This is a genomic window from Paenibacillus sp. FSL K6-2859 (assembly GCF_038008265.1).
GTDB classification, from domain to species: domain Bacteria; phylum Bacillota; class Bacilli; order Paenibacillales; family Paenibacillaceae; genus Paenibacillus_AQ; species Paenibacillus_AQ nitricinens.
Window position 1 is genome coordinate 1,787,577 of the sequence record NZ_JBBOYU010000001.1, and the last position, 25,359, is coordinate 1,812,935.

The 25,359-nt window shown below is 43.4% G+C and carries 19 protein-coding genes; 14 read left to right on the forward strand and 5 right to left on the reverse strand.

Annotated features, from left to right (window positions below; all coding sequences use genetic code 11):
• The first annotated feature begins 55 nt into the window (after positions 1-55).
• The 6 genes from MHB64_RS07830 to MHB64_RS07855 all read left to right on the forward strand — a co-directional run bounded on the left by MHB64_RS07830 (position 56) and on the right by MHB64_RS07855 (position 8,992).
• Positions 56-1,387 carry a peptidase U32 family protein gene (locus tag MHB64_RS07830; RefSeq protein WP_094870568.1) on the forward strand — a complete coding sequence of 444 codons (1,332 nt, stop codon included), beginning with the start codon at positions 56-58 and terminating at the stop codon, positions 1,385-1,387.
• Positions 1,388-1,705: 318 nt separating this feature from the next.
• On the forward strand, positions 1,706-3,883 hold the full coding sequence (locus MHB64_RS07835) for a methyl-accepting chemotaxis protein (RefSeq protein ID WP_341134108.1): 2,178 nt from the start codon (positions 1,706-1,708) through the stop codon (positions 3,881-3,883).
• A 162-nt stretch (positions 3,884-4,045) separates the two neighbouring features.
• Complete coding sequence (locus MHB64_RS07840; RefSeq protein ID WP_341134109.1) at positions 4,046-5,926, forward strand: cache domain-containing sensor histidine kinase; 1,881 nt, start codon at positions 4,046-4,048, stop codon at positions 5,924-5,926.
• Between the two features lie 22 nt (positions 5,927-5,948).
• Positions 5,949-7,256 carry an ABC transporter substrate-binding protein gene (locus MHB64_RS07845; RefSeq protein ID WP_094870571.1) on the forward strand — a complete coding sequence of 436 codons (1,308 nt, stop codon included), beginning with the start codon at positions 5,949-5,951 and terminating at the stop codon, positions 7,254-7,256.
• Between the two features lie 45 nt (positions 7,257-7,301).
• Positions 7,302-8,366: a LacI family DNA-binding transcriptional regulator gene (locus tag MHB64_RS07850; RefSeq protein ID WP_094876584.1), complete on the forward strand. Its 1,065-nt coding sequence runs from the start codon at positions 7,302-7,304 to the stop codon at positions 8,364-8,366.
• A gap of 65 nt (positions 8,367-8,431) precedes the next feature.
• Entirely contained in the window at positions 8,432-8,992 is a 561-nt protein-coding gene (locus MHB64_RS07855) for a GNAT family N-acetyltransferase (RefSeq protein WP_341134110.1), read from the forward strand.
• Here the strand turns inward: MHB64_RS07855 and MHB64_RS33880 are convergent.
• From MHB64_RS33880 to MHB64_RS07875, 4 genes are all read right to left on the reverse strand, one after another.
• On the reverse strand, positions 8,879-9,118 hold the full coding sequence (locus tag MHB64_RS33880; RefSeq protein ID WP_373455820.1) for a manganese catalase family protein: 240 nt from the start codon (positions 9,116-9,118) through the stop codon (positions 8,879-8,881). The two genes, MHB64_RS07855 and MHB64_RS33880, sit on opposite strands and share 114 nt — an antisense overlap.
• A gap of 207 nt (positions 9,119-9,325) precedes the next feature.
• A complete protein-coding gene (locus tag MHB64_RS07865) occupies positions 9,326-10,498 on the reverse strand; it encodes a glycoside hydrolase family 130 protein (protein ID WP_094870574.1) in 1,173 nt (390 codons plus the stop codon).
• The gene (locus MHB64_RS07870; RefSeq protein ID WP_094870575.1) at positions 10,498-11,712 is read right to left on the reverse strand and encodes an AGE family epimerase/isomerase; all 1,215 of its coding nucleotides are present in this window, start codon (positions 11,710-11,712) and stop codon (positions 10,498-10,500) included. Before MHB64_RS07870 ends, MHB64_RS07865 begins: the two co-directional genes overlap by 1 nt.
• A gap of 22 nt (positions 11,713-11,734) precedes the next feature.
• Complete coding sequence (locus MHB64_RS07875) at positions 11,735-12,685, reverse strand: glycoside hydrolase family 113 (protein WP_280787430.1); 951 nt, start codon at positions 12,683-12,685, stop codon at positions 11,735-11,737.
• A gap of 296 nt (positions 12,686-12,981) precedes the next feature.
• Between MHB64_RS07875 and MHB64_RS07880 the strand changes: the two genes are divergently transcribed.
• The 8 genes from MHB64_RS07880 (at position 12,982) to MHB64_RS07915 (ending at position 24,182) form a co-directional block, all read left to right on the forward strand.
• Positions 12,982-13,761 carry a response regulator transcription factor gene (locus MHB64_RS07880; RefSeq protein WP_094870577.1) on the forward strand — a complete coding sequence of 260 codons (780 nt, stop codon included), beginning with the start codon at positions 12,982-12,984 and terminating at the stop codon, positions 13,759-13,761.
• 318 nt (positions 13,762-14,079) lie between these two features.
• Positions 14,080-15,450, forward strand: a complete 1,371-nt coding sequence (locus MHB64_RS07885) for an ABC transporter substrate-binding protein (protein ID WP_341134111.1) — start codon at positions 14,080-14,082, stop codon at positions 15,448-15,450.
• Positions 15,451-15,578: 128 nt separating this feature from the next.
• Positions 15,579-16,460, forward strand: a complete 882-nt coding sequence (locus MHB64_RS07890; protein WP_042186108.1) for a carbohydrate ABC transporter permease — start codon at positions 15,579-15,581, stop codon at positions 16,458-16,460.
• 3 nt (positions 16,461-16,463) lie between these two features.
• Positions 16,464-17,297, forward strand: a complete 834-nt coding sequence (locus tag MHB64_RS07895) for a carbohydrate ABC transporter permease (RefSeq protein ID WP_042186110.1) — start codon at positions 16,464-16,466, stop codon at positions 17,295-17,297.
• Positions 17,298-17,373: 76 nt separating this feature from the next.
• Positions 17,374-18,405, forward strand: coding sequence for a glycoside hydrolase family 130 protein (locus tag MHB64_RS07900; RefSeq protein ID WP_094870579.1), 1,032 nt, complete (start codon positions 17,374-17,376; stop codon positions 18,403-18,405).
• Positions 18,406-19,107: 702 nt separating this feature from the next.
• The gene (locus tag MHB64_RS07905) at positions 19,108-20,070 is read left to right on the forward strand and encodes an acetylxylan esterase (protein WP_341134112.1); all 963 of its coding nucleotides are present in this window, start codon (positions 19,108-19,110) and stop codon (positions 20,068-20,070) included.
• Positions 20,071-20,118: 48 nt separating this feature from the next.
• Positions 20,119-22,191 carry a methyl-accepting chemotaxis protein gene (locus MHB64_RS07910; protein ID WP_341134113.1) on the forward strand — a complete coding sequence of 691 codons (2,073 nt, stop codon included), beginning with the start codon at positions 20,119-20,121 and terminating at the stop codon, positions 22,189-22,191.
• Positions 22,192-22,373: 182 nt separating this feature from the next.
• Complete coding sequence (locus tag MHB64_RS07915) at positions 22,374-24,182, forward strand: peptidoglycan D,D-transpeptidase FtsI family protein (protein WP_341134114.1); 1,809 nt, start codon at positions 22,374-22,376, stop codon at positions 24,180-24,182.
• Here MHB64_RS07915 and MHB64_RS07920 read toward each other — a convergent pair.
• A complete protein-coding gene (locus MHB64_RS07920) occupies positions 24,143-25,333 on the reverse strand; it encodes an AI-2E family transporter (protein WP_094870583.1) in 1,191 nt (396 codons plus the stop codon). The two genes, MHB64_RS07915 and MHB64_RS07920, sit on opposite strands and share 40 nt — an antisense overlap.
• Positions 25,334-25,359: the final 26 nt, after the last annotated feature.

Below are 25,359 nucleotides of genomic sequence, written 5' to 3' on the forward strand. Positions count from 1 at the left end.
GTGCAGTAATCATGCATAGACATCACTTTGTGGGGCGATGGAGGGGAGAACAGGAATGGGAACCATGACAAAGCCGCAATACAAGGGCAAACGATACCGTCTGGATAAACCGGAGCTCCTAGCTCCGGCCGGTAATTTGGAAAAATTAAAATTCGCAGTACACTATGGTGCGGATGCTGTTTATATCGGAGGGCAGAAATACGGCTTGCGTTCAGGAGCAGACAATTTCAGCTTTGAGGAAATGCGTGAAGGTGTTGAATTCGCCAAGAAATACGGCGCTAAGGTATTTGTTGCAACGAACATCTATGCTCACAATGAAGATGTCGCAGGGATTGAAGAATATCTGCGTAACTTATATGAAGTTGGTATTGCTGCTATTATCGTTGCTGATCCGGTCATTGTAGATACAGCACGCCGTTTAGTACCTGGATTAGAGGTACATTTGAGTACTCAGCAGTCTACACTAAACTGGCAAGCGGTATCCTTCTGGAAAGAAGAGGGTCTGCCACGTGTCGTACTCGGACGTGAGACAAGCCTGGAAGAAATCGCTGAGATTAAGAAGCATGTTGATATTGAAATCGAAAGCTTCATCCATGGAGCGATGTGCTCTTCATACTCAGGAAGATGCGTATTATCCAATCACTTTACAGACCGTGACTCCAATCGGGGAGGCTGCTGCCAGTCTTGCCGCTGGAAATATGATCTGTTCGAGGATGCGCGGCCTGAGGACACTTGGGTGTCTGAAGAAGATCAAGCTGAAGCACAATCTCCGGCACCTATGCTTCCAGGTGTAACTCAGATTCCACTGCATCAGCAAGGAGATAATCCTTTCTCTATGGGATCTAAGGATTTGTGCATGCTGGAAAGTATCCCTGAACTTATTGAAGTAGGTATCGATAGCTTTAAGATCGAGGGACGGATGAAATCGATTCACTATGTAGCCACTGTCGTTAACGCTTATCGTAAAGCTATTGATGCTTACATGGCTGATCCTGAAGGATACGAGTTGAAGCAAGAGTGGTTGGATGAGCTGAACAAAGCGGCGAACCGTCCGCTTAACACAGGATTCTTCTACGATACTCCGGATCATGAAGATCATATCTATGAGCCTGAAGAAAAAGCGGCTCCTTATGATTTTGCCGGACTTGTACTGGAATACGATGCTGAGAGTGGAATGGCGCTAATTCAACAACGTAATCACTTCAAGCCTGGTCAGGAAGTTGAATTCTTCGGACCCAATGATACATTCTTTAAGCAGACTGTAGCGGAATTGTGGGATGAAGCAGGTAACCCGCTTGACGCAGCCCGTCATCCTCTGCAGCGTGTTCGCATGAAGGTAGATCAGCCCGTAGCATACTTTGATATGATGCGTAAGAAAAAATCTTGATAAGATACAGGGATGTTCTTTGCAAAAAGGGCATCCCTGTTTTTCTTTTGACAAAGCTAACAATAAGTTATATATATTAGTAACTAACAAATAAATCCAAGAAGGAGGGTAGAACGAAGGGAGTTTATTTGTCGAAACATACATAGGTTAAAAGTTATAAAAAAAGTATAGTAAAGCTAAGAAAAAAGGCCTAATAAACCGATATATAATATAGTTAGCGCTTTCATATGTCCTCTAATATTAGCGGGTAGATGATCATGATGGGGATCCTGATCAAGATAGTATTAGTGAATAGCATAAAGAGAGAAGGTTAGAGAGATGAAGAAGAACAATAAAAAATCTGTAAATGCACAGGGCAATGAAGTAGTGACAGGAAAGACATCAAAGTTAGAGGCTAAGAAAATGATGTTGGGTTGGGGAAGCCAAATCAAGAGAGTTAATCCTATCCAATCCGTAGGAGTGAAGTTATTTCTAATATTCCTATGTTCCACTGTAATTGTAGTTATGTCACTTGGACTTATATCTTATTCGAAGGCGAAAACAACGATAAAGAATAATGTATCCGAAGCCTATCGTCAGACTATTATCCAGACTGCTGAGAAGCTGGATATTACCTTGAAACAGTATGAGAACTTGGCATTACAGCTTTATTTTGATGCGCAAATGCAAACAGATCTGAAGGCTTTGTCTACTGCACAAACAGCTTACGAGAAATTTGAAGCAACAAGTGCAATAAGTAAGAAATTGTCCAGTCAGACGACAACTGATTCTAATATTATCAGTGTCTCTTTGATTCCAGAGACACCTGAGCAGGATATCGTTACTAGTGGTAGTGCTGGCATTAGTCTTGACGGATTACGTGAACAAGAATGGTACAAGAAGATTGTAGCCGACACCAAAGAGTATAATTCATATTATTCGGACGGTGACAAAGGCGGCGCGAAGAATATTTGGTTCTCCACTTCTATTCAAGGAAATGAAGATAAGGAGATTGCTATGGTAAGATCCCTTAAAAATTTGGGATCAGAAAAAGGATACATAATCATGCTTGTGTTGAAAAACACACTGCTGGAGGAATCTTTTGCAAGTGTGAAGCTGGGAGATGGCTCCCGTATTCAACTAGTATCTCCTGAAGGTACAGTTGTAGCTTCTTCTAATTCGGTAGACGATGGTAAGCCATCGGAGTTTTCTTTTATTAAAGAGAGTAAGAAAAATAACAGTAGCCTAGAAGCTAAAGATCCAAATGGAAAAGAAATTCTGGCAGTCTTTAATCCGATGATACGGGCGGATTGGAAGCTATCAGGCGTAGTGCCTACAGACGAGTTAGTGAAGGAAGCCCGTCCGATTCTGTTGACGACGTTCATTACGGCTGCTGGTGCGGCACTGCTTGCAATATTGATCGGGATTTGGATGGTTCGTATGATCGCTCAGCCTCTGGCACGATTGAAGAATCTTATGGTTCAAGGTGCAAGCGGGGATTTGAGTGTACGTACAGAATATGTGTCTAAGGATGAGATTGGACAACTTTCAGCCTCCTTTAACTTGATGATGGAGCGTATTACTGAGCTTGTATCGCAAACTAGAGAAACTGCTCGAGATGTGCTAGAGACCGCTGGCGAGCTTGGAGAAGCTTCGCGTAAGACGGCTATATCCGCGAAGGAGATAGCAGCCGCTACGGAAGAAATCGCTGGAGGAGCAGGCAGTCTGGCACTTGAAGCTGAACGTGGTAATGAGCTTACAGACGTGATAGCTACGCAAATGCAGACCGTGATTAATGCCAACAGTGAGATGGATGAGGCCGCACGCGGGGTTGGAGAAGCCAGCGCTCAAGGTGCCAAGCAATTAACGGATTTACTGGAACAGACTAGCCGTACTGGGGAAAAGACAGGTGCGCTTGTAGAACGTGTTAACAATTTGAAAGAAACAGTATTCTCTGTGATTAAGGTGCTGGATGTGATGAAGAGTATCACACAACAGACGAATATTTTGTCATTAAATGCGACGATAGAAGCTGCACGTGCAGGCGAAGCTGGCAAGGGCTTTATGGTGGTAGCCGGTGAGGTAAGACAGCTTGCCGACCAATCGAAGCAGTCTATTGCTCTAGTAGCCGGAATCACCGACAAGATCATAACGGAAATGAACGAAACGGAAGCTGTATTATCTGAAGTGGCTCCTCTCTTTAAAGAGCAAATAAGCTCAGTGAAGAACACGAGCGATATCTTTGTATCGGTAAAAGGACAGATGGATGAGTTCATTACTAGTCTGGAATCGGTGACAACAGCGATCAGTAGCTTGAATCATTCACAGGTTGTATTGTCGGAAGCAATGGGTAACGTAAGTGCTGTAGCTGAGCAATCATCAGCGACTTCCGAAGAAGTGGCTTCACTCAGTAATGAACAGCAAAGTGTAAGTGATCAACTTGTTTCATTGTCAGGTAAGCTGGAAAGTGCTTCAGGACAGTTAAAGGATAAATTGTCATTATTCACGATAAAATAACTGGATCTAACTAATTTTTTTATGATTTACATAACAAAACCGCTTCTTCGTTATGAGGAAGCGGTTTTGTTATTGTGTAAAGAAGGACTTCCCCGTATAATAATTTTGTTAGGTAAATAATAATAACAAGTTAGGTAAAAAAGGGTTAAGGAGAAGGACCGTATGAAAGGTAAACGCATCTTTGGCTGGTGGTCCGTTATCGGGGACATGAGTATGGAACGCAAGCTGCTCCTCGTCTTTTTAATAATTATTACCCTTCCGCTTACCTTCATTAGTGTGTTTACTTATAAGAGTTATTCAGAATCTATACAGGGCAACACTATTGCTTATTCTGAGAAGTTAATCGATCAAATGATGGATGGAGTAGATGATTATATCGAAGATATGAAGCGTATTTCATCTATGCCAGCCTATGTGAACGATATTAAACAAAATTTAATTCGTTCAAACCAATACCATGAGCAGAAAGAGATCATGGGTGGCGAATCAGGCAGTGCTACATTGTTACCCGGAGATTTTGATTTACTTTTGTCCATTCAACGGGGCATAGAAGGCAACATTTCATTTATTAACAATATTAAACGAGGCGCGAACACGGTTTATATTTTTGACGCGTATGGAAATGGGTATTATTCTGCCAAAGATGGTGGAGTACGGCTCGACCTCGATCAAAGCTATAAGTATTGGAGTCAGCAGACGAAGAATTCCAGCGGAGAGGCACTTTTGTTTGGTACCCAATCATTTACGAGTAATTTGCAGAGCACTCGATATGCTTTTACCGTTGTTCGCAAAATCGTGGATGGTTTGTTAAATCCGATTGGGCTTATCGCGGTTGAAGCGAATATTAGCAATTTGGAGAATCGGGTTACGGAGTTGGATAAAGTAACGCATGGCAAATCTCTGATTGTTGATGAGATGGGGATGGTCGTGTACAACAGTGACAAAAAGCTTCTTGCCACGGATGTATCTGATTCAGAGCTATTCAAAAGGGCCGATGGGAAATCCGGAAGTTTCTATGATACAGTCAACGGAAAAGAATTTCTGAATATTTACTCAAGCTCTAGCAAGACCAATTGGAAGGCCATTATCTCTATTCCTGTGGATGTTCTGATGCGGGATGTGAAGGTAACCCGTAATACAACGCTCGTTGCTACACTAAGTATCATTGTACTGGCGTTAATTATCTCTATTATCCTTTCCTTTGCACTCACTAAATCACTATCGCAGATGATTCAACTGATGAAAAAGGTTCAGGGCGGCGATCTAGAGGTGATGTTTAGGGTTAGACGGCGTGACGAGATTGGTCTGCTCGGGCATCAGTTTAATCGAATGCTGGCTCGGATCAGGCAGTTAATTCAGGATATCTACCGAATTGAAGAGCAGAAGAAGGAAGCGGAGCTTCATGCTCTGCAGAGTCAGATTAATCCTCATTTTATCTATAATACACTGGAGTCGATCCGAATGACCGCTGAGCTCAATGATGATATTGAAGCTGCGGATATGATCTCAATTTTAGGTAAACTGCTACGGTATAGTACAAGTGATTTGAGCGGCAAAACGACAATGAAGCAAGAGCTTGGATATGTACGGAATTATGTTGAGCTGCTGAACTGTCGTTACCCTAATCGTTTCGTACTCGAAATCGACGTGCCGAAGGAGCTAGATAATTACTCTATTATCAAGCTGGTCTTCCAGCCGATCATAGAGAATGCTGCTTATCATGGCTTGGATGATAATAAACCACAAATGCATTTAAGTATCCGTTGTGAGATGACTGAGCAAATGCTGTTCTTTCATATTAAAGACGATGGCTGTGGAATGGATAAGATCACTTTGGAGAGATTGAACGATGGGCTGCAGAAAGAAAGTCCTCCTAAGAAAAGTATCAATGGGGGGATTGGTATGAAAAATATACAGCAGCGAGTGCGTCTTCATTATGGAGCGGCTTTTGGAATTGAGGTATTTAGTGAGCTTGGACAAGGGACGGATGTTATTTTGTCGCTGCCGTTGCTGGAACCGGAAATGATTAGATTATCTGACTGAAATAAGAGGAGGCTGTCCGTTGATGGGGATGAGATTACACTGGACTACGCGTACCATACTGCTGCTTCTCTTTTTGTTATCGATAAGTGGCTGTGAGAACAACACCAAGCAGACGGAATCAACAGTGCCTCCAGTTGGAGATGAGGGGAAGTCTGACTTATCCGGCACCATAGTCATGATGACCAATCGAATAGATCTGATTGAGAACGGAACCTTTCAAGGGTACGCGGATCAATTCAAGCAAAAGTACCCCGAAGCGAATGTTGAATTTGAAGGTTTATCCAATTACGCAACGGACATTCTGGTAAGACTATCCACCAAGGACGCCGGAGATGTACTTTTGCTTCCTGTGAATCTTCCATCAAAGGAACTGGATTATTTTTTTGAACCGTTGGATGAAGAAACTTCGGCTAGTGAGCGCTTCACTTCTTATGCTACTTATGATGGTAAGCGATATGGGCTATCTACGGGAACTACCACGGTAGGGATTGTCTATAATAAAAGATCCTTCGAAAAAGCAGGAATTACCGCGGTTCCACAGACACTGGATCAATTCTACGAAGCTTGCGCTAAATTAAAAGAGGCTGGAATTATCCCGCTGTATATGAATTATGGAGCCGTCTGGCCACTGCGTGAATGGGGAAATAGTCTGGTCAATTATATGACAGGCAACCCTGAGTATCTAAATAATATGGTAAATGAGGATAGTCCATGGCAGCTTGATAATGAGTGGGGGAAATCCATTTCCATTGCTCGAACCTTAATTGCTAAAGGTTATGTAGAGCATGAACTTTTCTCGAACAATTGGGAGATCTCTAAGACTAGACTCGCTAAAGGTCAAGCTGGCATGTATTTACTTGGAAATTGGGCGGTTGGTCAAGTGCTTGATATGGGGGCTTCACCAGATGATATCGGATTCTTCCCTTTTCCTTATGATAATAGTAGTACTCACTATGCGCCGATCAATCCAGACTGGTTCGTGGGTGTTAGCAAATACAGTAAGAATAAAGAGCTTGCTATGGCTTGGTTGAATTTTTTTGTAAAAGAGACTTCGTATTCAGATGATTGGGGATTCCTTCCTGCTGATGGTAGTCTGAACCCTTTTATGCCGCAGTACCGTGAATTTTTATCTTATGAACCAAAGCTGGTTTATGGCACGGTACAAAGTGATGCGTTCATCGATCTGGCGAATGGAGCTAAGTTATCCTTTTGGTCCGGGGATTATATTCAGGAGTTACTTGCTGCGCCTGATTTACAAAAGTCTTTTGACGAATTAAATGCAAAATGGACGGAAGCGCGGGCAGGTACACAGGTAACTTCTCAGCCTTAACTTTAGTTCAACATTAATTTTAATACAATCTCTGGAGGGTTTAATATGGCTAAAAAAGTCACCATGCAAAAAATAGCTGATCATCTCGGTGTATCCAAATTTGTTGTCTCTAAGTCACTTTCTGGTAAAGCTGGCGTTAATGAGATGACCAGAGAACGAGTGATACAAGCGGCTTCGCAGTTAGGCTATTTTACGCAAAAGAATGCTTTTGTCCAAGGTGTCAAGCGTACTCCTCCGGTAGGGGCCAGTGATCGGAATAAGCAATCTGTGCTTGTATTAATGCCGAATATCCGCTCGCAAACTCAGGATTCCTTGTATTGGGGGAAAATTGTGGACGGTATTGCCCTTGCGCTGGATCAAGAAGGACTTGGAATGGTGATCATCTCTGAGAATCGTGCGGATAATTTCGTGAATATCTTGAACCCAAGCGGGATTCTTGGTTTGGTAGGTGTGGGCGAAATCTCCACTTCTTTACTACTTGAGGTGCATCGCATCGGTCTGCCGATGGTGTTGATTGACCATGAAGATCCATTAATTCCAAGTGATACTGTATTCGCGAACAATGTGGATTCCATGGCTCGACTTACTAATCATTTGATGGGGACAGGCCATACACAAATGCATTTTATCGGGAATATTGGATTTTCACGCAGTTTCCGGGATCGGTGGATCGGCTTTCGGAGTGCGCTGGAGGAGAGTGGGATAAGACTGCCTTTGGAAGATGATGCGAATCTCTTTTTGGAAGGGGTGGAGGAAGAGGTATTCCAAGAGGATTTTAAAAATTGGGTGATGAAACGGAAAAAAGCTAAGACACTCCCCACCGCCTTGGTCTGCGCCAATGACAAAACAGCACTTACGGTCAGTGATATCCTGAAGGCAGATGGTATTAATATTCCTGGGGATATCTCGGTTACGGGCTTTGATAATATTGAGGATGCCTCAAGAGGCGTTCCGCCGCTTACTACTGTGCATGTCCCTAAAGAAGCGATGGGTCGGGCGGCAGTGGAGAAACTGCTAAGTCGGATTGGGCACCCCTCTGCACCGCTGGAGAAAATCCTGATCGCAGCAGACATAGTGCATCGTGATTCTGTGGATATACCGCGAGATTAGAGATTAGCCGATTAAAAATAATTGAACGCCATGAAATTATGGTTATGGTTAGGGGGAATTCAGTTATGTCAGAAGCAGTTGCAATACCAAAGATTGAGGGCGAGAATATTCATCTGCGTGGTGTAGAAGAGTCCGATCTGGAGGCCTATTGCAAATTTTTACTTGATGAAGAGATGGGACGTCTAACAGGGTCGCAAGGAGAAATCTCACGCGAGCAAACTGCAGCCTGGATTCGTAAGATTAGTGTTCCAGCTGAAGATCGTGTGGATCTTATGATTATCGTCAAGGAAACGGATGAGCTCATTGGAGAAGTGGTGCTGAACGAAATGGATCCAGACAACCGTAGCGCAAACATTCGAATTGGGATTCGTAGTCATAAACATAGAGGGAAGGGGTACGGTACTGAAGCTATGACTCTAATGCTGCGATATGGCTTTGAAGCCTTGAAGCTGCATCGTATCCATCTGGGTGTATATCCTTTTAATCCAAGAGCGATTCATGTCTATGAGAAGCTAGGTTTCAAGCGCGATGGTGTGGAGCGGGATGCTCTTTATGTAGACGGAGAATTTCATAACATGATTCTGATGTCTATACTGGAAGATGAATATCGGGCTTTGTACAATTAAAAATTTGCTCGTCGACATTTCTCCGAACTTTCCGCCTAGCAGTTCTTGTACAGCGGCAGCAGCATTGGGATCTGGCTTCTTTACTTCAGGAATTTCGATCATGATCTCATCCATACGTTTGAACATTTATATCTCATCCTCCTTCGAGTTAGGGGATTACTGAGCAATTTTGAGCTTCTTACCAAGCAATAGCGTCATCTGAGTCCGTAAGCTCCGGGGATGATGGATATACGATATAAGCAAGCCGCCAATGATCCAAAAAAACAGAACAGCGATCCTCCGATAACAGGAGAATCGCTGTTCTGTTGATTTTTATGGACTCTGAACTCTTACTTACAGCGCTAAATTACGATCAATGAGGGCGATGCGTTGCTGTACACAAGCATAAGAGCGAAGCGGGTCTTCTGGTGTGTTCAGTACATAATCTAACATTTGGTCAACGGTAGTTGTCGCTACATGGATGCGAGTGTCGGAGGAAGCGTAGTAGATATAAATCTCACCGTTATCGCGTGCAATCACACCATTACAGAATACGACGTTGGATACATCACCGACACGTTCCTCACCGTCTGGTGCGATGAAATGACCGCCTGGGGAATGGGTAACTTTGTTTGGCTCCTCCAAATCAGTTAAAAAGGCATAAAGCACGTATCTAAGCCCAGCAGCAGTGTTTCGCACACCATGAGCAATATGCAACCAGCCTTTTTCAGTTTTGATTGGAGCTGGACCTTGACCATTCTTAACTTCCTTGATGGTATGGTAATGGCGCTCATCCATGATGGTTTCACTCGTAATCACGGCAGCCTCAATTGAATCCGAGAGCCCCCAGCCAATTCCGCCACCGGAACCTGCATCAATAAAGCCATCCTGTGGGCGAGTGTAGAAGGCGTATTTTCCATCAACATATTCAGGATGGAGCACAACATTACGCTGCTGAGCTGACCCTGTTTGGAGATCGGCCAGACGTTCCCAGGTCTTCAGATCTTTTGTGCGAACAATACCACATTGGGCTACTGCGCTAGAAAGGTCACCGTGTGGGGCATCTGGATCTTTACGTTCTGTACAAAAAAGGCCATAAATCCAGCCATCTTCATGGCTTACAAGGCGCATGTCGTAAACGTTAATATCCGGAACATCTGTCTCGGGCAGCACGACTGGACGATCCCAGAAGCGGAAGCCATCCACACCATTATCACTTTCAGCTACAGCAAAAAAAGATTTACGGTCATTACCTTCCACGCGGGCAACAAGATAAAACTTACCGTTAAGTTCTATGGCACCAGGGTTGAAAACGCCGTTGACACCGATTCTTTCAGCGAAGTATGGATTGGTGTCAGGGTTGAAGTCGTAACGCCAGATTAGAGGAGCGTGCTCAGCGGTAAGCAGTGGATGAGTATAACGGTCATAAATACCGTTTCCATAAGGGAGCTTTTCATTGTTACGGGTGATCAGTGCCTCATAACGTTCTGTAAGTTGTTGTTTGCGTTCTTGAAATAATGATGACATTATACAGTCTCCTTTATAGTTGGTTTGATTCGTCCGATCATTTCAAAGCAGGCTCTGCTGTTATGATAAGGGCATTTCCAGGCACTAACCTTGGTTGCGTCAGGGAGAGGCAGATGCTTCTCGTCCACACCCCAGTACCATTCGCCTAATTTGTGATCCACCATATATTTATCAATAAAAGTCCAGGAGGCTTGGGCAGCCTCGTTAAATTTGCTGTTACCGGTCAGCTGATAAGCATTATAGAATCCGACAACCGCCTCCGCTTGCGGCCACCAATCTTTATCTTTGCTTAGCAATCCGCTCAGATCAGCTTCATTCCATATCCCGCCATCGGTATCTATACCTTCTGCAAGAACAGCTTCTGCCATGGAGATAGCGACAATTCGAACACGCTGTAGCAGCTTTTCTTCTCCAAGTATTTCTGCGGCTTCCACAAGCAGCCAGCTGCCTTCGATATCATGTCCATAGGAGATAATATCTGACTTAACATTCCAGGCCTCATCAAAGAAAAGATGAAAATGCTTGCCTTCGTTATCAATGATATGGTCCAGCATCGTTTCAATTAGCTCAGCCAGCGTGTTTTCCAGCTCCTCTGACTTCCATACTCGATAAAGTCCGGTATACGCTTCTAACACGTGTAGATGTGTGTTCATTGATTTTTTCTCATTCAAGTCCTTGCTGCTAAGGCTGAGGTTATCCGTGATTTGCCATTCCCGTGATAAAGCTTCAACATAACCTTTATAAATAGAATCATAGCCGTATTTCTCAACGAGCTGGAATATTTGAATGGCCTCATCTAATACCTCAGGCCGCCCAGTCGCGCGGTAGAATTCAGCCAATGCGTAGATAGCAAAAGCTTGGCCATAGATCTGTTTTTTCTCCTGTGAAGGTCTGCCCTCAGCATCCACCATCCAGTATAAACCGCCATATTCTTTATCGATGAAATGATCCATTAGATAGATATAAGCACGTTCTGCCATAACCAGATATTCTGTCTTGCCGTAGATTCGGTAAGCGCTCGCAAAGGACCAAAGAATACGTGCATTAAGCACAAGACTTTTCTCCGCGTCAGGTGTTATGTTTAGCTGATTGTCGATTTCACCAACAAAACCGCCATTGATTTCGTCCTTCGTCTGTTTCATCCAAAAACTAAGAATATTACCCTGTAGCTCATCCTCAAGCTGGGTCAACCATAATTCTGGTGAATTAATCATTGGTAAGTAGTCACTCCTCACATTACTTATTGATTTTCGAGGTGAAGTATTCTTTAATGATCCCAGCGGCTTGTTTGCCATACATACAATAATCATCATTGTGTTCTGCTTCATGAATTGGATAAAGATGAGTAGGCCAATCCCAAAGCATAAAGCCCTGAACCCAATCTCTGCGCTCACAGCCTTGAAACATTGCCTGATAGAATTTGCTTTGTTCTGCTTGACTTGGTTCACCCTTTAAGGTCCAATCATTAGGAATTGCCGCGCTCCCACTTCGGCTTGGGCAACCCGCCTCCATAAAAAAGAATGGCTTATTCTGCGATCTAACCACACTTTCAATCCGGTCGAGCTGAGCTTCCCAATCATTAGCTGGATAATATCCACTTGAAGAAATCACATCGAGCGCATCCCACCAGGTCACGTTATCCTCCTGATATTTATCGCAATTATAAGTGAGAATTCCTGAGTAAACCTTCCGAACCTCGGCAATAAGCGTGCGCCATTCGGCATCGCGTCTATCCGCTTGGACAAGCTCGCAGCCGATACAGAACATCTCACAACCCGATTCTTCAGCGATAGCAGCATAATGCAGAATAAATTTAGTATAAGAGCGGAACCATTCCGACCATTTAGGCTCACAAGGGACATCCTTATCGAAAAAGTTAATGTGAGCACGCCAAGTTCCGTCCGCACAATTAACAATCGGCTTAAGGCATACCTTAAGCTGCAGTGACTTTGCTTTACTAATGGCCTGTTTCACTTCTTCGTCAGTAACGGTTGGAGCCTCCCAATAGGGGATTTCCGTAGAATGAGCGGTTGATTGAAGTGCACTAAGTGCAATGGCTGTCCAGTTCGCCCCGGTGACTGAAGACATGAGTTCCATCGAACGTTCCGCTTCTTCTGTTGTCCAAGAACCACGTGTACCCGAGAAGCCCCAGGTTATGCCTGCAATGTATTCGTTGTTAAATACCATCGAGAATCCCACCTTACATGAAAATAGAAAAGATAATTATTATGTTAATTTGTTATATAGTTATTATTAATTTGTTAGTTTATAATAACAACTTAATTCAGTTATATACTTTTTCGGAGATGATTTCAAGGACAATTTATAGTGGCGGCTGGGAAATTAGAATAACTTTCGTTATAGTAAATGCAAGACTATAAAAGAGCGAAATCGTACATTGACTTAAGACATAGGAAGAATTCTATTCGTGATGATGGTGCAATCATAATAACTGGCAGATACAGCTGGAGGGAAGTGCTCAAATGATAAATGTTATGATTGCGGACGACGAGGAGGTCATTCGCAGGGGGCTCGAAAAAATCACATCCAGGATGGAGCTGGACGTACATGTAATTGGATCCTACGGTAACGGGTTGGAGGCCTGGGAGCATATTGAAAAGTTATCCCGAGCGGAAATAGATCTGCTTATTACAGATATAAAAATGCCTAGAATGGACGGCTTTATGCTTATTGAACAGGTTAGAGGTTATATGGAGGATTTACCTATTGCCGTTCTTAGCGGTTTTAGTGAATTTGAATATGCCCGCCGAGCCATCCGTCATGGGGTGATAGATTATTTATTAAAACCTATTGATAAGACTCAGCTATATGAATTGCTCAAAAGAGTAGAGGATACAAAGAAAAAGAGCGTTAAAGACCAGGAGGAGATCATCTCCCAAGCGGCGGATGGTGGAGAGCATTACGTAGTTGAACAGACTAAAAGCATACTGGAGAGGGAGTATGATCAGAACTTCGAACTTGAGCGTTTGGCGGAGACCGTCGGTATGAATGCGAGCTACCTTAGCCGGTTATTCAAAATAAAGACGGGGCAAACCATCACCGAATATCTAATTCAAATTCGAATTACTAAGGCGAAAGAATTGCTGATCGAGCATCCCGACCTAAAAAATTATGAAATTGCCGATAAGGTTGGCTATAGTGATCCGGTTTATTTTAATAAATTGTTCAAGAAAATGTGTGGGATGACACCTAAGGATTACAAAAGTGGCTGTAAATTACCGAAAATGGAACGTGAGGTTTAGTCCTATATAGGAAGCTATTATTTAGGAGAGCGATAAGCTCTCTTTTTTTGTGGTTATTTTCAATAAATTAGATAATAAAAACACCATAACAAAAACAAAAATAACAAATACAAGACCAGAAAAAGCAATTCAAACCATCGTTTTGCGTGAAAAATAGATCTATAATGGGTTTGTAAGCGATATCATCACTTTTTTCAAGAGTATTTCTGTTAGTTTGATAATGGTAATTACTCTGTTAAATTAATGGTGATGATAAAAGTTATTATTTTTGTTATTAAACCAAATTAGAGTTGAATGGAAGAGAGGGGTCGTAAAAGCATGAAAAAAGGAAAAACAATGATGGGCTTGATGGTACTGACACTTATGGCAGGATTGTTTAGCGGTTGTTCCTCAAACAACAACACCAACAATGAAGGCACTAAAAACACAGGAAGCAATGGATCCTCAACAGAGGCGACGGCAGCTCCGGCTGATGATGCAGCAGCCAAGGATATTAAAGGGGATATCACGGTTATTACGCAAAGAACGGATATTGTTGATACCGTATTCAAAGAGTATGCGGCTAAGTTCAATGAGAAATATCCTGATGTAAAGGTGAATTTTGAAGCGCTTGCTACTTATGAAGATCAAATTAAAATTCGCATGAGCACTAGTGACTATGGCGACGTTCTTTTGTTACCTACAAGCATAGCTATTAAAGATATTCCCGATTTCTTCGAACCACTGGGTACACTCGAAGATATGCAAAAACAATATACAGGGGTAGAAGAACGAGCAGTAGACGGAGTGGCTTACGGAATTCCAATGACCATCAACTTTAACGGTATTATTTACAACAAACAAGTCTTCAAGGATGCAGGGATTACAGAGGTTCCAAGAACTCCTGAACAATTCTTAACTGCTCTGCAATCTGTTAAAGACAAAACGAAAGCTGTGCCTCTGTATACAAACTACGCAGCTGGCTGGACATTGACCCAATGGGAAGCGGATCTGGCTACAGTAGCTGGTAACCGTGATTATGTGAACATTGGTCAAGTGGCTAGCGACGACAACTATGTTCCAGGTCAACCTCACTATGAGCTGTACAAAATCCTGTACGATGCAGCACAAAAAGGTTTGATTGAAGAAGATCCAACGACTACAGATTGGGAATCTTCTAAAGCGGATCTGGCTAACGGAAAAATCGGCACGATGGTTCTTGGATCTTGGGCAATCGGTCAAATCAAAGGTTTAGCAACGAATCCAGATGATGTTGGCTTCATGCCATTCCCTACGAATGCAGAAAAAATCCTTGTACCGCTTGCTGGTGACTACAATCTGGGTGTCAGCGTTCATAGTAAAAACAAAGAAGCTGCTAGAGCTTGGGTGGATTGGTTCATTAACGAATCTGGCTACCCAACGACAGAAGGTGGCGGTATGAGCCCGGCTATCGGTGCTGAGCTTCCAGAAATTCTGAAACAATATGAAGGCACTGAAGTAACCTTTGATACACTTGCAGCTGCTAAAGCCGGTGAAGAAGGCTGGTCTGATGAAATCGACAAACAAGCCGAAATCGGTGCTTGGCAACCAGACTTCAAGAAACGTATTATTGAAGCCGCAATTGGCAACAGAAAAGAATCCTATGATGACATCATGAAGGACCTCAACGACAAGTGGAAAGCCGCTCGCACGAAAGTCACAGCACAGTAACAACTATAAGCTTTCTTAAATGCTTTAGGCGGTAGTGGAAGTGGAAGGGGATATGCGATCGGGCATTTCCCCCTTCACATTTAAACGAGTCATAAATAAATGAGGATGCTTTTCTGGAGGTGTATCGGGTGTTCAAGTTTTCGAATTTGAGTTACAAAAATCAACGTATTGCCATCATATGCTTGTTCTCATTAGTACCGATCGTATTGCTACTCACGTTTGCTTATTATCCAGTCATCAGTATGTTTCGGTACAGCTTCACCAGCTGGAATGGCCTAAGTAAAAATATGGAGTACGTTGGGTTAGAGAACTACAAAACCATTTTTACGAAACCGGAGTATTTTTCCGTATTTAAGGTCAGCTTGTATTATTTCTTTACCACCTTTATTCAGATGGCGCTTGCTTTGTATTTTGCAACCATTCTGAGCTTTAGTGTTCGCATGAAAAATTTATTCAAAGGGATCTTGTTCTTCCCAACCTTGCTAAACGGTGTAGCGATCGGCTTTATCTTTTTGTTCTTTTTCAAACCAGATGGAACGCTAGATACGATTCTTAACCTGCTCGGACTCAGCGGCTTACAGCAGAAGTGGCTGCTCAATCCGAATTTGATTAACTTCTCACTTGCAGGTGCGTCACTGTGGAGATACATGGGGATGAATTTCCTGATCTTCCTTGGGGCTATTTCCTCGATCGGTTCGGATATTTATGAAGCTGCTGAGATTGATGGTGCAAACCGATGGCATCAGTTTATGCATATTATTTTGCCAAGTATTAAGCGAATTCTGCAGTTGAACTTGATCTTAGCGGTTAGTGGCGCCATTGGGGTATTTGAAATTCCATACGTCATGACAGGCGGATCTAACGGAAGTAGCACATTTGTTATTCAGACGGTCGATGTAGCTTTCAAATATAGCAAAGTTGGATTAGCGTCAGCGATGGCCGTAGTTTTGCTGGGTATCGTTATAGTAGTTACTATTTTGCAGCGCGTTCTGATCAAGGAGGAGAAATAAACTATGCATTCTGTAAAATATACCACTGCTAGTATATTCAAATATCTCACCTTGATTTTGGGAGCACTTGCAGCGTTGATACCTATCGTAGTTGTATTTTTTGCTTCATTAAAAACAGGGCCAGAATACGCTTCAACCGGACCGTTAACGCTGCCAGAGAATTGGCTGAATTTCTCCAACTACACTAAGGCTTTTGTTGATGGGAAAATGCTTCTGGGATTTAAAAACACGGTCATTATCGTTGTGATCTCTATCCTGGGTGCAACGCTGACGGGTTCAATGATGGCTTATATTTTATCCCGCTTCAAATTTAAAGGCAGTAAAGTTCTCATCAGTATGTTTCTGATTGCTACTCTGATTCCGGGTGTTACTACGCAAGTAGCAACTTTCCAAATCATCAATCACTTGGGCTTGTTTAATACCAGATGGGCACCCATCGTGATGTACCTCGGTACGGATATTATCGCTGTATATATTTTCATGCAGTTCTTGGATTCGATTTCCGAGTCACTGGATGAATCCGCGATGCTGGACGGGGCTTCGTATTGGACGATTTATTGGAGAATTATTTTGCCGCTGCTGAAACCGGCGATTGTAACAGTAATTATTGTGAAGGGCGTAAATATTTATAACGATTTTTACACTCCTTTCCTTTATATGCCGAAAACAGATCTCCAAACGATCTCCACAGCGCTCTTTAAGTTTAAAGGTCCGTACGGATCACAGTGGGAAGTTATATGTGCGGCGATTATGATCGCAATTATCCCGACCTTGGTTGTGTTTACCGCGTTGCAAAAGTATATCTACAATGGATTTTCGCAAGGTTCCGTGAAGTAAGCTTAGTAGTAGATTTCATAACAGTACTAGATAAAATAGCAATCTAAAAAGTTGCATACATTTGGAGGGAATACTAATGAGTGAAGTGAAATTGGTAGGAGCAAGTGCAGTGAACATCCCGAACATGCCTTGGCAGGATAAGCCTGCTGGATACGAGAACCCCATTTGGAGACATAATGATAACCCGGTTATCAAAAGAAATCCCGCAAAAGGTGTAGCCCGTATTTTTAATAGTGCGGTTGCTGCGTATGAAGGGAGTTTTATTGGAGTATTTCGTGTAGAAGATAACACGACTCGTCCGCATTTGCGTATGGGACATAGTGTTGATGGTCTAGATTGGAAAATCGATGATGAGCCGATCCGATTTATAGATGAAGAAGGTAACCCTTATCAGCCGCGGTATGCTTACGATCCACGTCTGGTTAAGGTCGAAGATACATTTTATATTATCTGGTGTACAGATTTTTACGGCGCAGCCATTGGTGTTGCCAAAACACAAGATTTCAAAACATTTATCAGCTTGGAAAATCCATTCCTGCCCTTCAACCGGAACGGCGTATTGTTCCCTAGAAAAATCAACAATAACTTCGTGATGTTGTCCCGTCCAAGTGACAGCGGACATACACCATTCGGCGATGTATTCCTTAGCGAAAGCCCTGACTTTGTATATTGGGGTAAACACCGTCACGTGATGAGCAAAGGGGGGCAAGGCTGGTGGCAAAGTGTGAAGATTGGCGGCGGACCTGCACCGATTGAAACCTCTGAAGGCTGGTTGATGTTCTACCATGGCGTTACTGGAACTTGTAACGGACTTGTATATAGTATGGGTGCAGTTATTTTGGATATTAACGAGCCCTCGAAAGTAAAATATCGCTCGAAAAATTTTGTGCTAACTCCTGAAGAATGGTATGAGGAAAGAGGTTTCGTGAACAACGTTCTTTTCCCATGTGCCACTCTGCATGATGCAGAAACCGGCCGTATCGCCATCTATTATGGCGCTGCTGATACTTATGTAGGCGTTGCATATACAACCGTTGATGAAATCGTCAACTATGTCATCGATACCCATGAAGAGGTTGGCGATGATGCGGGTTTAGGCAAAATTTAATAGGGTGAACAAGCTTTGGGGAACAACCTTAGATAGAGTGAAGTGAAGTAGATGCTTGGTGGTCGTGTAGCGTTCGAAAGAAGTTTACAGCGTGCAGTGTAATGTGTTTTGTGTGCTGGGTTCTGCACGTTGCGCGCTTTGTGTTATGTGTTATGTAGCTTCGGCTTTTCATTGCATTCTCTGCAATAGAAACTCTCGATTTCGTCTGAAAAAAAGAATCTATTGCACTCTCTGCAATGGATTTCCGCAAAAATCAATTTTATGCTCATTTTCGTTCGAACTGATTGCGCAAAGTGCAATAGAACAAAGACGGACACTCATATGGAGAGATTCTATTGCACAAAGTGCAGCGCAAGAGCCACGAGTGAGTACTATGAGCTCATTCATGAGACGCCAGTATGTCTAGGCTAAAGCCGCAGTTGCACAAAGTGCACTTAAACTAACCTGTTTGGTGGTGTTTAGTGTAAATAGTTGCACATTGTACACTTATTTCAGGCGATTTTGCCCCGGAAACCCCGCTGTGAGCAATTTTAGTTGTATAGAGTGCAATTAAATGAACAACACAACTTACTTAGCTGTAATAGTTGCACAAAGTGCAGCTAGCGAGCTCTTGTTATTAGTAGAAACTAACGGAAAATCCACATATGCGGGTTTTCCGTTTCCATTGTTTTTAAGTGAAAAAACCTTAAGGAGGACCTTAATATGGGAAACGACATGACATTGTCACAATTAAAAGAATATAACGGAAGCAGCCCAAAGCCGATAGACTTTGACGCGTTTTGGGAGCTGGCTTTGCGTGATCTGGACGCCCAGTCACTAGATTATGAACTAGAGCCTGCGGAGTTCGTCAGCGAGCTGGCGGAATGTTTTCATCTTTATTTTACCGGCGTTGGCGGAGCAAGAATTCATTGTAAATATGTAAGACCGAAGAAAAGGAGTTCAGAAAAAAGTTCTGGTGTCGTGATGTTTCATGGATATTCCTGTGACAGCGGGGATTGGATGGAGAAGGTGACTTATGCGGCCCATGGGATTAGTGTCCTTGCGATGGATTGCCGGGGACAAGGCGGACTTTCCGAGGATAATCTTACAGTAAAAGGTACAACCATTCGTGGACATATTATTCGCGGCATTGACGATCCTAATCCGCACAACCTTTACTATCGTAATGTGTTTCTGGATACAGCACAGACTGCTCGAATATTGATGTCTATGGAGGAAGTTGATCCTGCACGAGTAGGTGCTTTTGGTTTATCTCAAGGCGGAGCGCTTACTGTAGCTTGTGCAGCATTAGAGCCGCGTGTGAGCATGGCCGTTCCTGTGTATCCGTTTCTTTCAGATTATAGACGGGCTTGGGAGCTTGATATCACTACGTCAGCTTATGAGGAAATTAACTATTATTTCCGCTTTTTTGATCCCCATCATTTACGTGAGGACGAGATTTTTAATAGACTGGGTTACATCGATATTCAGAATCTCGCGGAGCGAATTCAAGCTAAAATGTTGTGGGTTACAGGGTTATCCGATGTGATTTGTCCACCTTCAACGCAGTTTGCCGCATACAACAAAGTACTAGCGCCCAAAGAGCTTATGGTTTATTATGAGTACGGTCATGAGTATTTGCCATATCTTTCCGATCGGGTGTTACAAATGTTCATGACCTTGTAAACGATAAGCCAGTAGGCATAACAGACGACAACGGTGGTGAATGATTAGATGAAAGTACAAGTGAAAAAAGAAAAAAGACGATTCCAGCTGCATCCATCCAAATCCATTGGGGTGCGGCTTTTTCTCATCTTCTTTGTTTCGACGATGGTGCTCGTGCTCTCTCTCGGCTACACTTCCTATTCCGTAGCTGAGCATACGATCGAGACGAATGCGCTGTCAGCCAATCAACAGACAGTCGTTCAAACCGCTGAGAAGTTTGATGTGGAATTGTTACGTTATGAGGATGGTCTAGGAAGAATCTTGTATGACAATGAAATTCAAAATGCACTTAATCAAGGGAATAATCACACTACAAGTAATGAGAAACGTAAGGTACTATCTAACCAGATTAGTGCGCAGCTAAATGATTGGCTCACGGCATCAAACGGTGTGGAGGCCGTATACCTTATTCCGATGAATGAAGGTTTTCCAATTTCTTCGGCAGGGACAAAAGATAGCGCTTTTATTGAGAGTTTCAGAGAATCCTCATGGTTTAAGCAGCTACAGGAGAAGCCACAGAGTGTATGGATTCCACGTGAATTACAGGGCCAGGAAGGAAATACGTCAGGTGTTTTCCATTTGGCCAAATCGATTGCCGGTGATTCTAAAAGCAAGGGATACATAGTTATTAACGATATTAGAATTAGCGAATTAGAAAATCAGCTTCGTAAAGTGGATCTTGGAACAAGCTCCTACATGCAATTGCTGACGAATAAGGATGAATTGATTGCCTCCTCCCAGCAAGTGGGGACAGATACATATCTGAATTTGGGAGGGACGCTTCTGGGTGGTCTGCAGAATACAGCAGGCTCATTGCCAACAAAGGATGAAAAGGGAAAATCTATATTAGCTGTATACGGAACACTAGAAACCTCGGGATGGAGATTACTTGGTGTTGTACCGGCTGAGAACTTGACGAAAGACGCGCTGCGTATTCTCAAGACTACTTATATTATTGTTGCTGTAGCTGCTGTTATCGCCATTCTGATTGGATATTGGATGTTCAGAATGGTATCTCGGCCCCTGACCAGACTTAAGAATTTGATGTCAGAGGGAGCCGAAGGGAATCTAGGGGTGCGTACGAATATCACCTCACGTGATGAGATCGGTCAGTTATCCAGCTCTTTTAACATGATGATGGAACGGATAACAGAGCTGGTTATTCATACGAATGAAACCGCCCGGAAGGTACTGGAAACCGCCGATGAGCTTAGCGGTGTTTCGCGGAAGACAGCTGATGCAGCTATGGATATTGCCGCGGCCACGGAAGAAATTGCGGGTGGTGCAGGAAGTTTGGCCTTGGAAGCTGATCGTGGCAATGAGTTGACAGGACAAATTTCGGTACAGATGGATTTAGTTAATTCAGCTACTCACGAGATGGATCACACCGCACACAGCATCGGCGAACTCAGTGAGGAAGGCTTCAATAGATTAAAAGAACTGCTTAATGAGACAAATAGGACGGGCCTGAAGACGAATCAGCTTGTGATGAAGGTTAACGAGCTGACAGAAACGGCATCTTCCGTTATAAAGGTTCTTAATGTCATGCAAAATATTACACAGCAGACGAATATCCTGTCACTGAATGCCACCATTGAAGCAGCAAGAGCAGGCGAGGCTGGACGCGGATTCATGGTGGTAGCCGATGAAATACGTCAGCTTGCAGATCAATCGAAAGAGTCTATTGCTGTTGTGGCTGAAATAACAGATACCGTTATGAGAGATATGAACGAGACGGTTGTGGTCCTTTCAGAAGTTGCACCGCTCTTTAATCAGCAAATGACTTCCGTGCAGAGCACTAGCGATATTTTCGTATCTGTGCAGGATCAAATGCAGCATTTTATCGCTCGTCTGAATGCTGTAACTGTGTCGATGGACAGCCTGAGTCAATCGCAAAAGGTTCTATCCGATTCGATGAGTAACGTAAGCTCTATAGCTGAGGAATCATCAGCTGCCTCTCAAGAAGTTGCCTCGCTTAGTGGAGAGCAACAAAGTGTAAGTGATCATTTGGTAGAGCTTTCTTTGAAGCTGGAGGATGCATCTTTACAGTTAAAGGAGAAGTTATCGAAATTCAGCGTGTAGGATAGCCGTAACAGAATACTAAATTAAAGAACCGCTTATTCCTTTAGGAGAAGCGGTTCTTTGATTTTTACTTTTAATTTAAATATTTTTTTGATTGTGATGTTGTAATGAACATTTTATGGCGATTCTAATGGATGTAGATAGGACATAATAGGTGTGGATTCTGCTCAGGAGGGAAGACATTGCGTAATAACAAACATCGGCGTGTATTCAGCGGTCTTCTTATTTTATCTGCGGCTGTAGCCGTGTTGATCCTTAGGCTGGCGTGGGTTCAACTAATTATGAAGGAACAGAAGGTTCCTGGAACAAAATATACACTTGCGAAGATGGCGGAAATTCAAAGTGAACGGGAAACTGTACTGGACAGCGGTCGGGGACGTCTGTATGACCGCAAGAATGAGCCTCTTGCGGGGGAAACCATTTGGACAGCGGCTTTTTTTCCACAAGAGGAGATGGCTAAGAAATCTGTGACGAAGGTTGTTTACGAAGAAGCTAAACCCATGCACCGACTGGCGGAGATTCTGGGTGTCAGCTATGAACAACTGTTAAATAAGCGGTCGTCACTGAAAGAACCTTTGCTATGGCCATCTTCAGTGGGAAAAGGACCACTCGCGTTGTCTCAGGCACAGGCAGAAGAAGTGAGTACACTGGGGATCGACGGAGTAGGCGTGCTCCCTTTCGCACGCAGATATGATGGAATTTCTTCAGGTCGGCAATGGCTAGGCTATTTATCGGAAGCCACTATGCATGCTGGAGCTAAAGCTTCTCCTACGGGTCTTAGAGTTCCTATGACGGGAACGGACGGTTTAGAGAAGACATTAGAGCCTTTGCTTCAAGGGGTAGGACACACGGAAGCATATGTTCAAGTGGATGCGCGTGGGAATCGCCTTCCAGGCAGTCCCATTCAAGTTAAAGCTCCGGGCAATCCATATTTCCCTCTTTCTTTATATACAACGGTTGATAAGAAGCTTCAGGAGGGAATTGAGGAGCTTGCGCTCAAATCCGGAATGAAGGAAGGAGCCATAGTGGTGTTAGATACCGGGACGGGCGATATTGAAGCCATGGTATCTTTACCCTTCTATAATCCAGAGAAGGTATCTCCGCAAGGAGGGGAATGGAACAATCGGGCACTCCAGGCTGCCGTTCCTGGATCGATCTTCAAAATCGTTACAGCCGCCGCGGCGTTAGAAGCAGGTATAACCTCCGCTGATGAGCTTTTTTATTGTTCAGGGCAATACGAGAAATATGGTTTGTCTTGTATGACAGGAAAAGGACACGGCCCCCTTACGCTGGCGCAAGGATTCGCCGTGTCCTGTAATACTGTATTTGCTGCTCTGGCAGAGCGCTTAAGCGGTATCCAGCTTCAATCGACTGCACTGGCGCTAGGACTCGGTAGAGATATCAGCTGGCAAGCCGAGAAGACGCTTGGGTTTCCAATTCTAAAACCACTATCCGGAGAGCAAAAGGGAACCATCTTTACTACCTTACTGCCGGATGACAAGGGAGCCAGGGTGCAGACTGCAATTGGACAGCGAGATGTACAAGTAACCCCTCTACAAGCAGCTAATCTTATTGTAACGCTACTGCATGGAGGTGAAGTAAGAGCGCCAAGGATTCTGCAGCGAGTCACATTTGCCAACGGGCAGAAGCTGGAGGATCTGCCGGGACATCTGTCCCCTTCTTCTGCAGGGAGGATTTCTGAGTCTACAGCCCGCCAGTTACTGTCTATGATGCGCAAAGTTGTGACTGATGGAACGGGAGCCCGTCTACAAAGCACACACTGGCCTCTTGCAGGTAAATCAGGGACAGCACAGACGCTGGTTAAGGGCGTAGCACGCAATAATCAATGGTTTATCGGCTACGGTCCGGATGATCACCCAAGATATGCTGTATCAGTTGCTGTAGAGAATGTCGCTCCCGATAGTCCGCATCTTGCCATTAAGCTGTTCGGTCAGATATTTGATTTATTATCATCTTCTACAGAAGCTTGAGGCTCCGGAGGAGTAGCAGTGGCCTTGCCCTTAGATGAAGGGCCATTTGCAGCAAAGGGCGAAACGATAAACTCCTCTTGAGGCAAATAGATCCAGCTCTGAAGATATCCTTGTTGAATTAGTTCTTTGATCAGAATAAGCAGAATCGGCGACAGGATCAGACCGGCCATACCGAAAGCGGATGTGGACAGAATGACAAAGGACAGCATCAGAAAAGCAGATGATACGCCGATCGAATTCCCGGTAATCTTCGGTTCAAGCAGTTGTCTTACAATCAATACAATCGCCAGGAGTACGATTAAACCGATGGCTAAAGAGGTATTACCAACAATAAACAGGTAGATGATCCAAGGGACTAAAATCGTCGTTACACCAAGGAGCGGTAAGACATCAAATACAGCACAGATAAGCGCCATAGTGATTTCGTTACCGGTCCTTAGTATGAATAAGCCAACCAGTACGATAACAAAGGTAATGCTAATCAGAATAAGCTGGGCTTTTAAATAAGAGCCGATGGCTTTGAAGACGTTGCCCTGCAAAAAGGCATAAGCGGTTTTAAATGTTTTTGGCATTTTGTCATGGGCAACCTTGCGCCAATCTTTAATCTCCATACTAAGGAAAAATGCTAAAATAATGGCGATCCCAAAATTAGCCATGAAGGAGGAGAAGGATCCGAGCACACCGACCATATACTTTAGAAAAGTAACAAGCCAATGTGTAAGGACATTCGTGGCATCTTTAAAGTATCCATTTACTTTGTCGGTAATATCCGGCGGCAAATTATTGATTTTTTGCTGAAGATAGGTTGTGGATTCTACGAAATGTTGTTGTACCACATATGTATATTTAGGAAGGTTTTCTTGAAAGTGAAGAGCTTGGATGGTGACCAATAGTCCAGCGCCAAATAACGTACCTAGAAGAATGATTAGGAATAGCAGCACTGAGATCGCCGAAGCGAAGGGTTTGGCAAGTCCGCGCCGGTTCAAGAAACGGGCAAGTGGTTCAATAAGCAAAAATACAAAAAAAGATAGGAATACAGGTGCAGCTAACTGATACAATTTACTGAAGGCGAACATAACCAGATAGACCGTGAGGACAATTAATCCAATGTCGAAGAACGTGCGCCAATATTTTTTGTACAACGGCAGCATAGATATAAACAACTCCCTTTTTAATT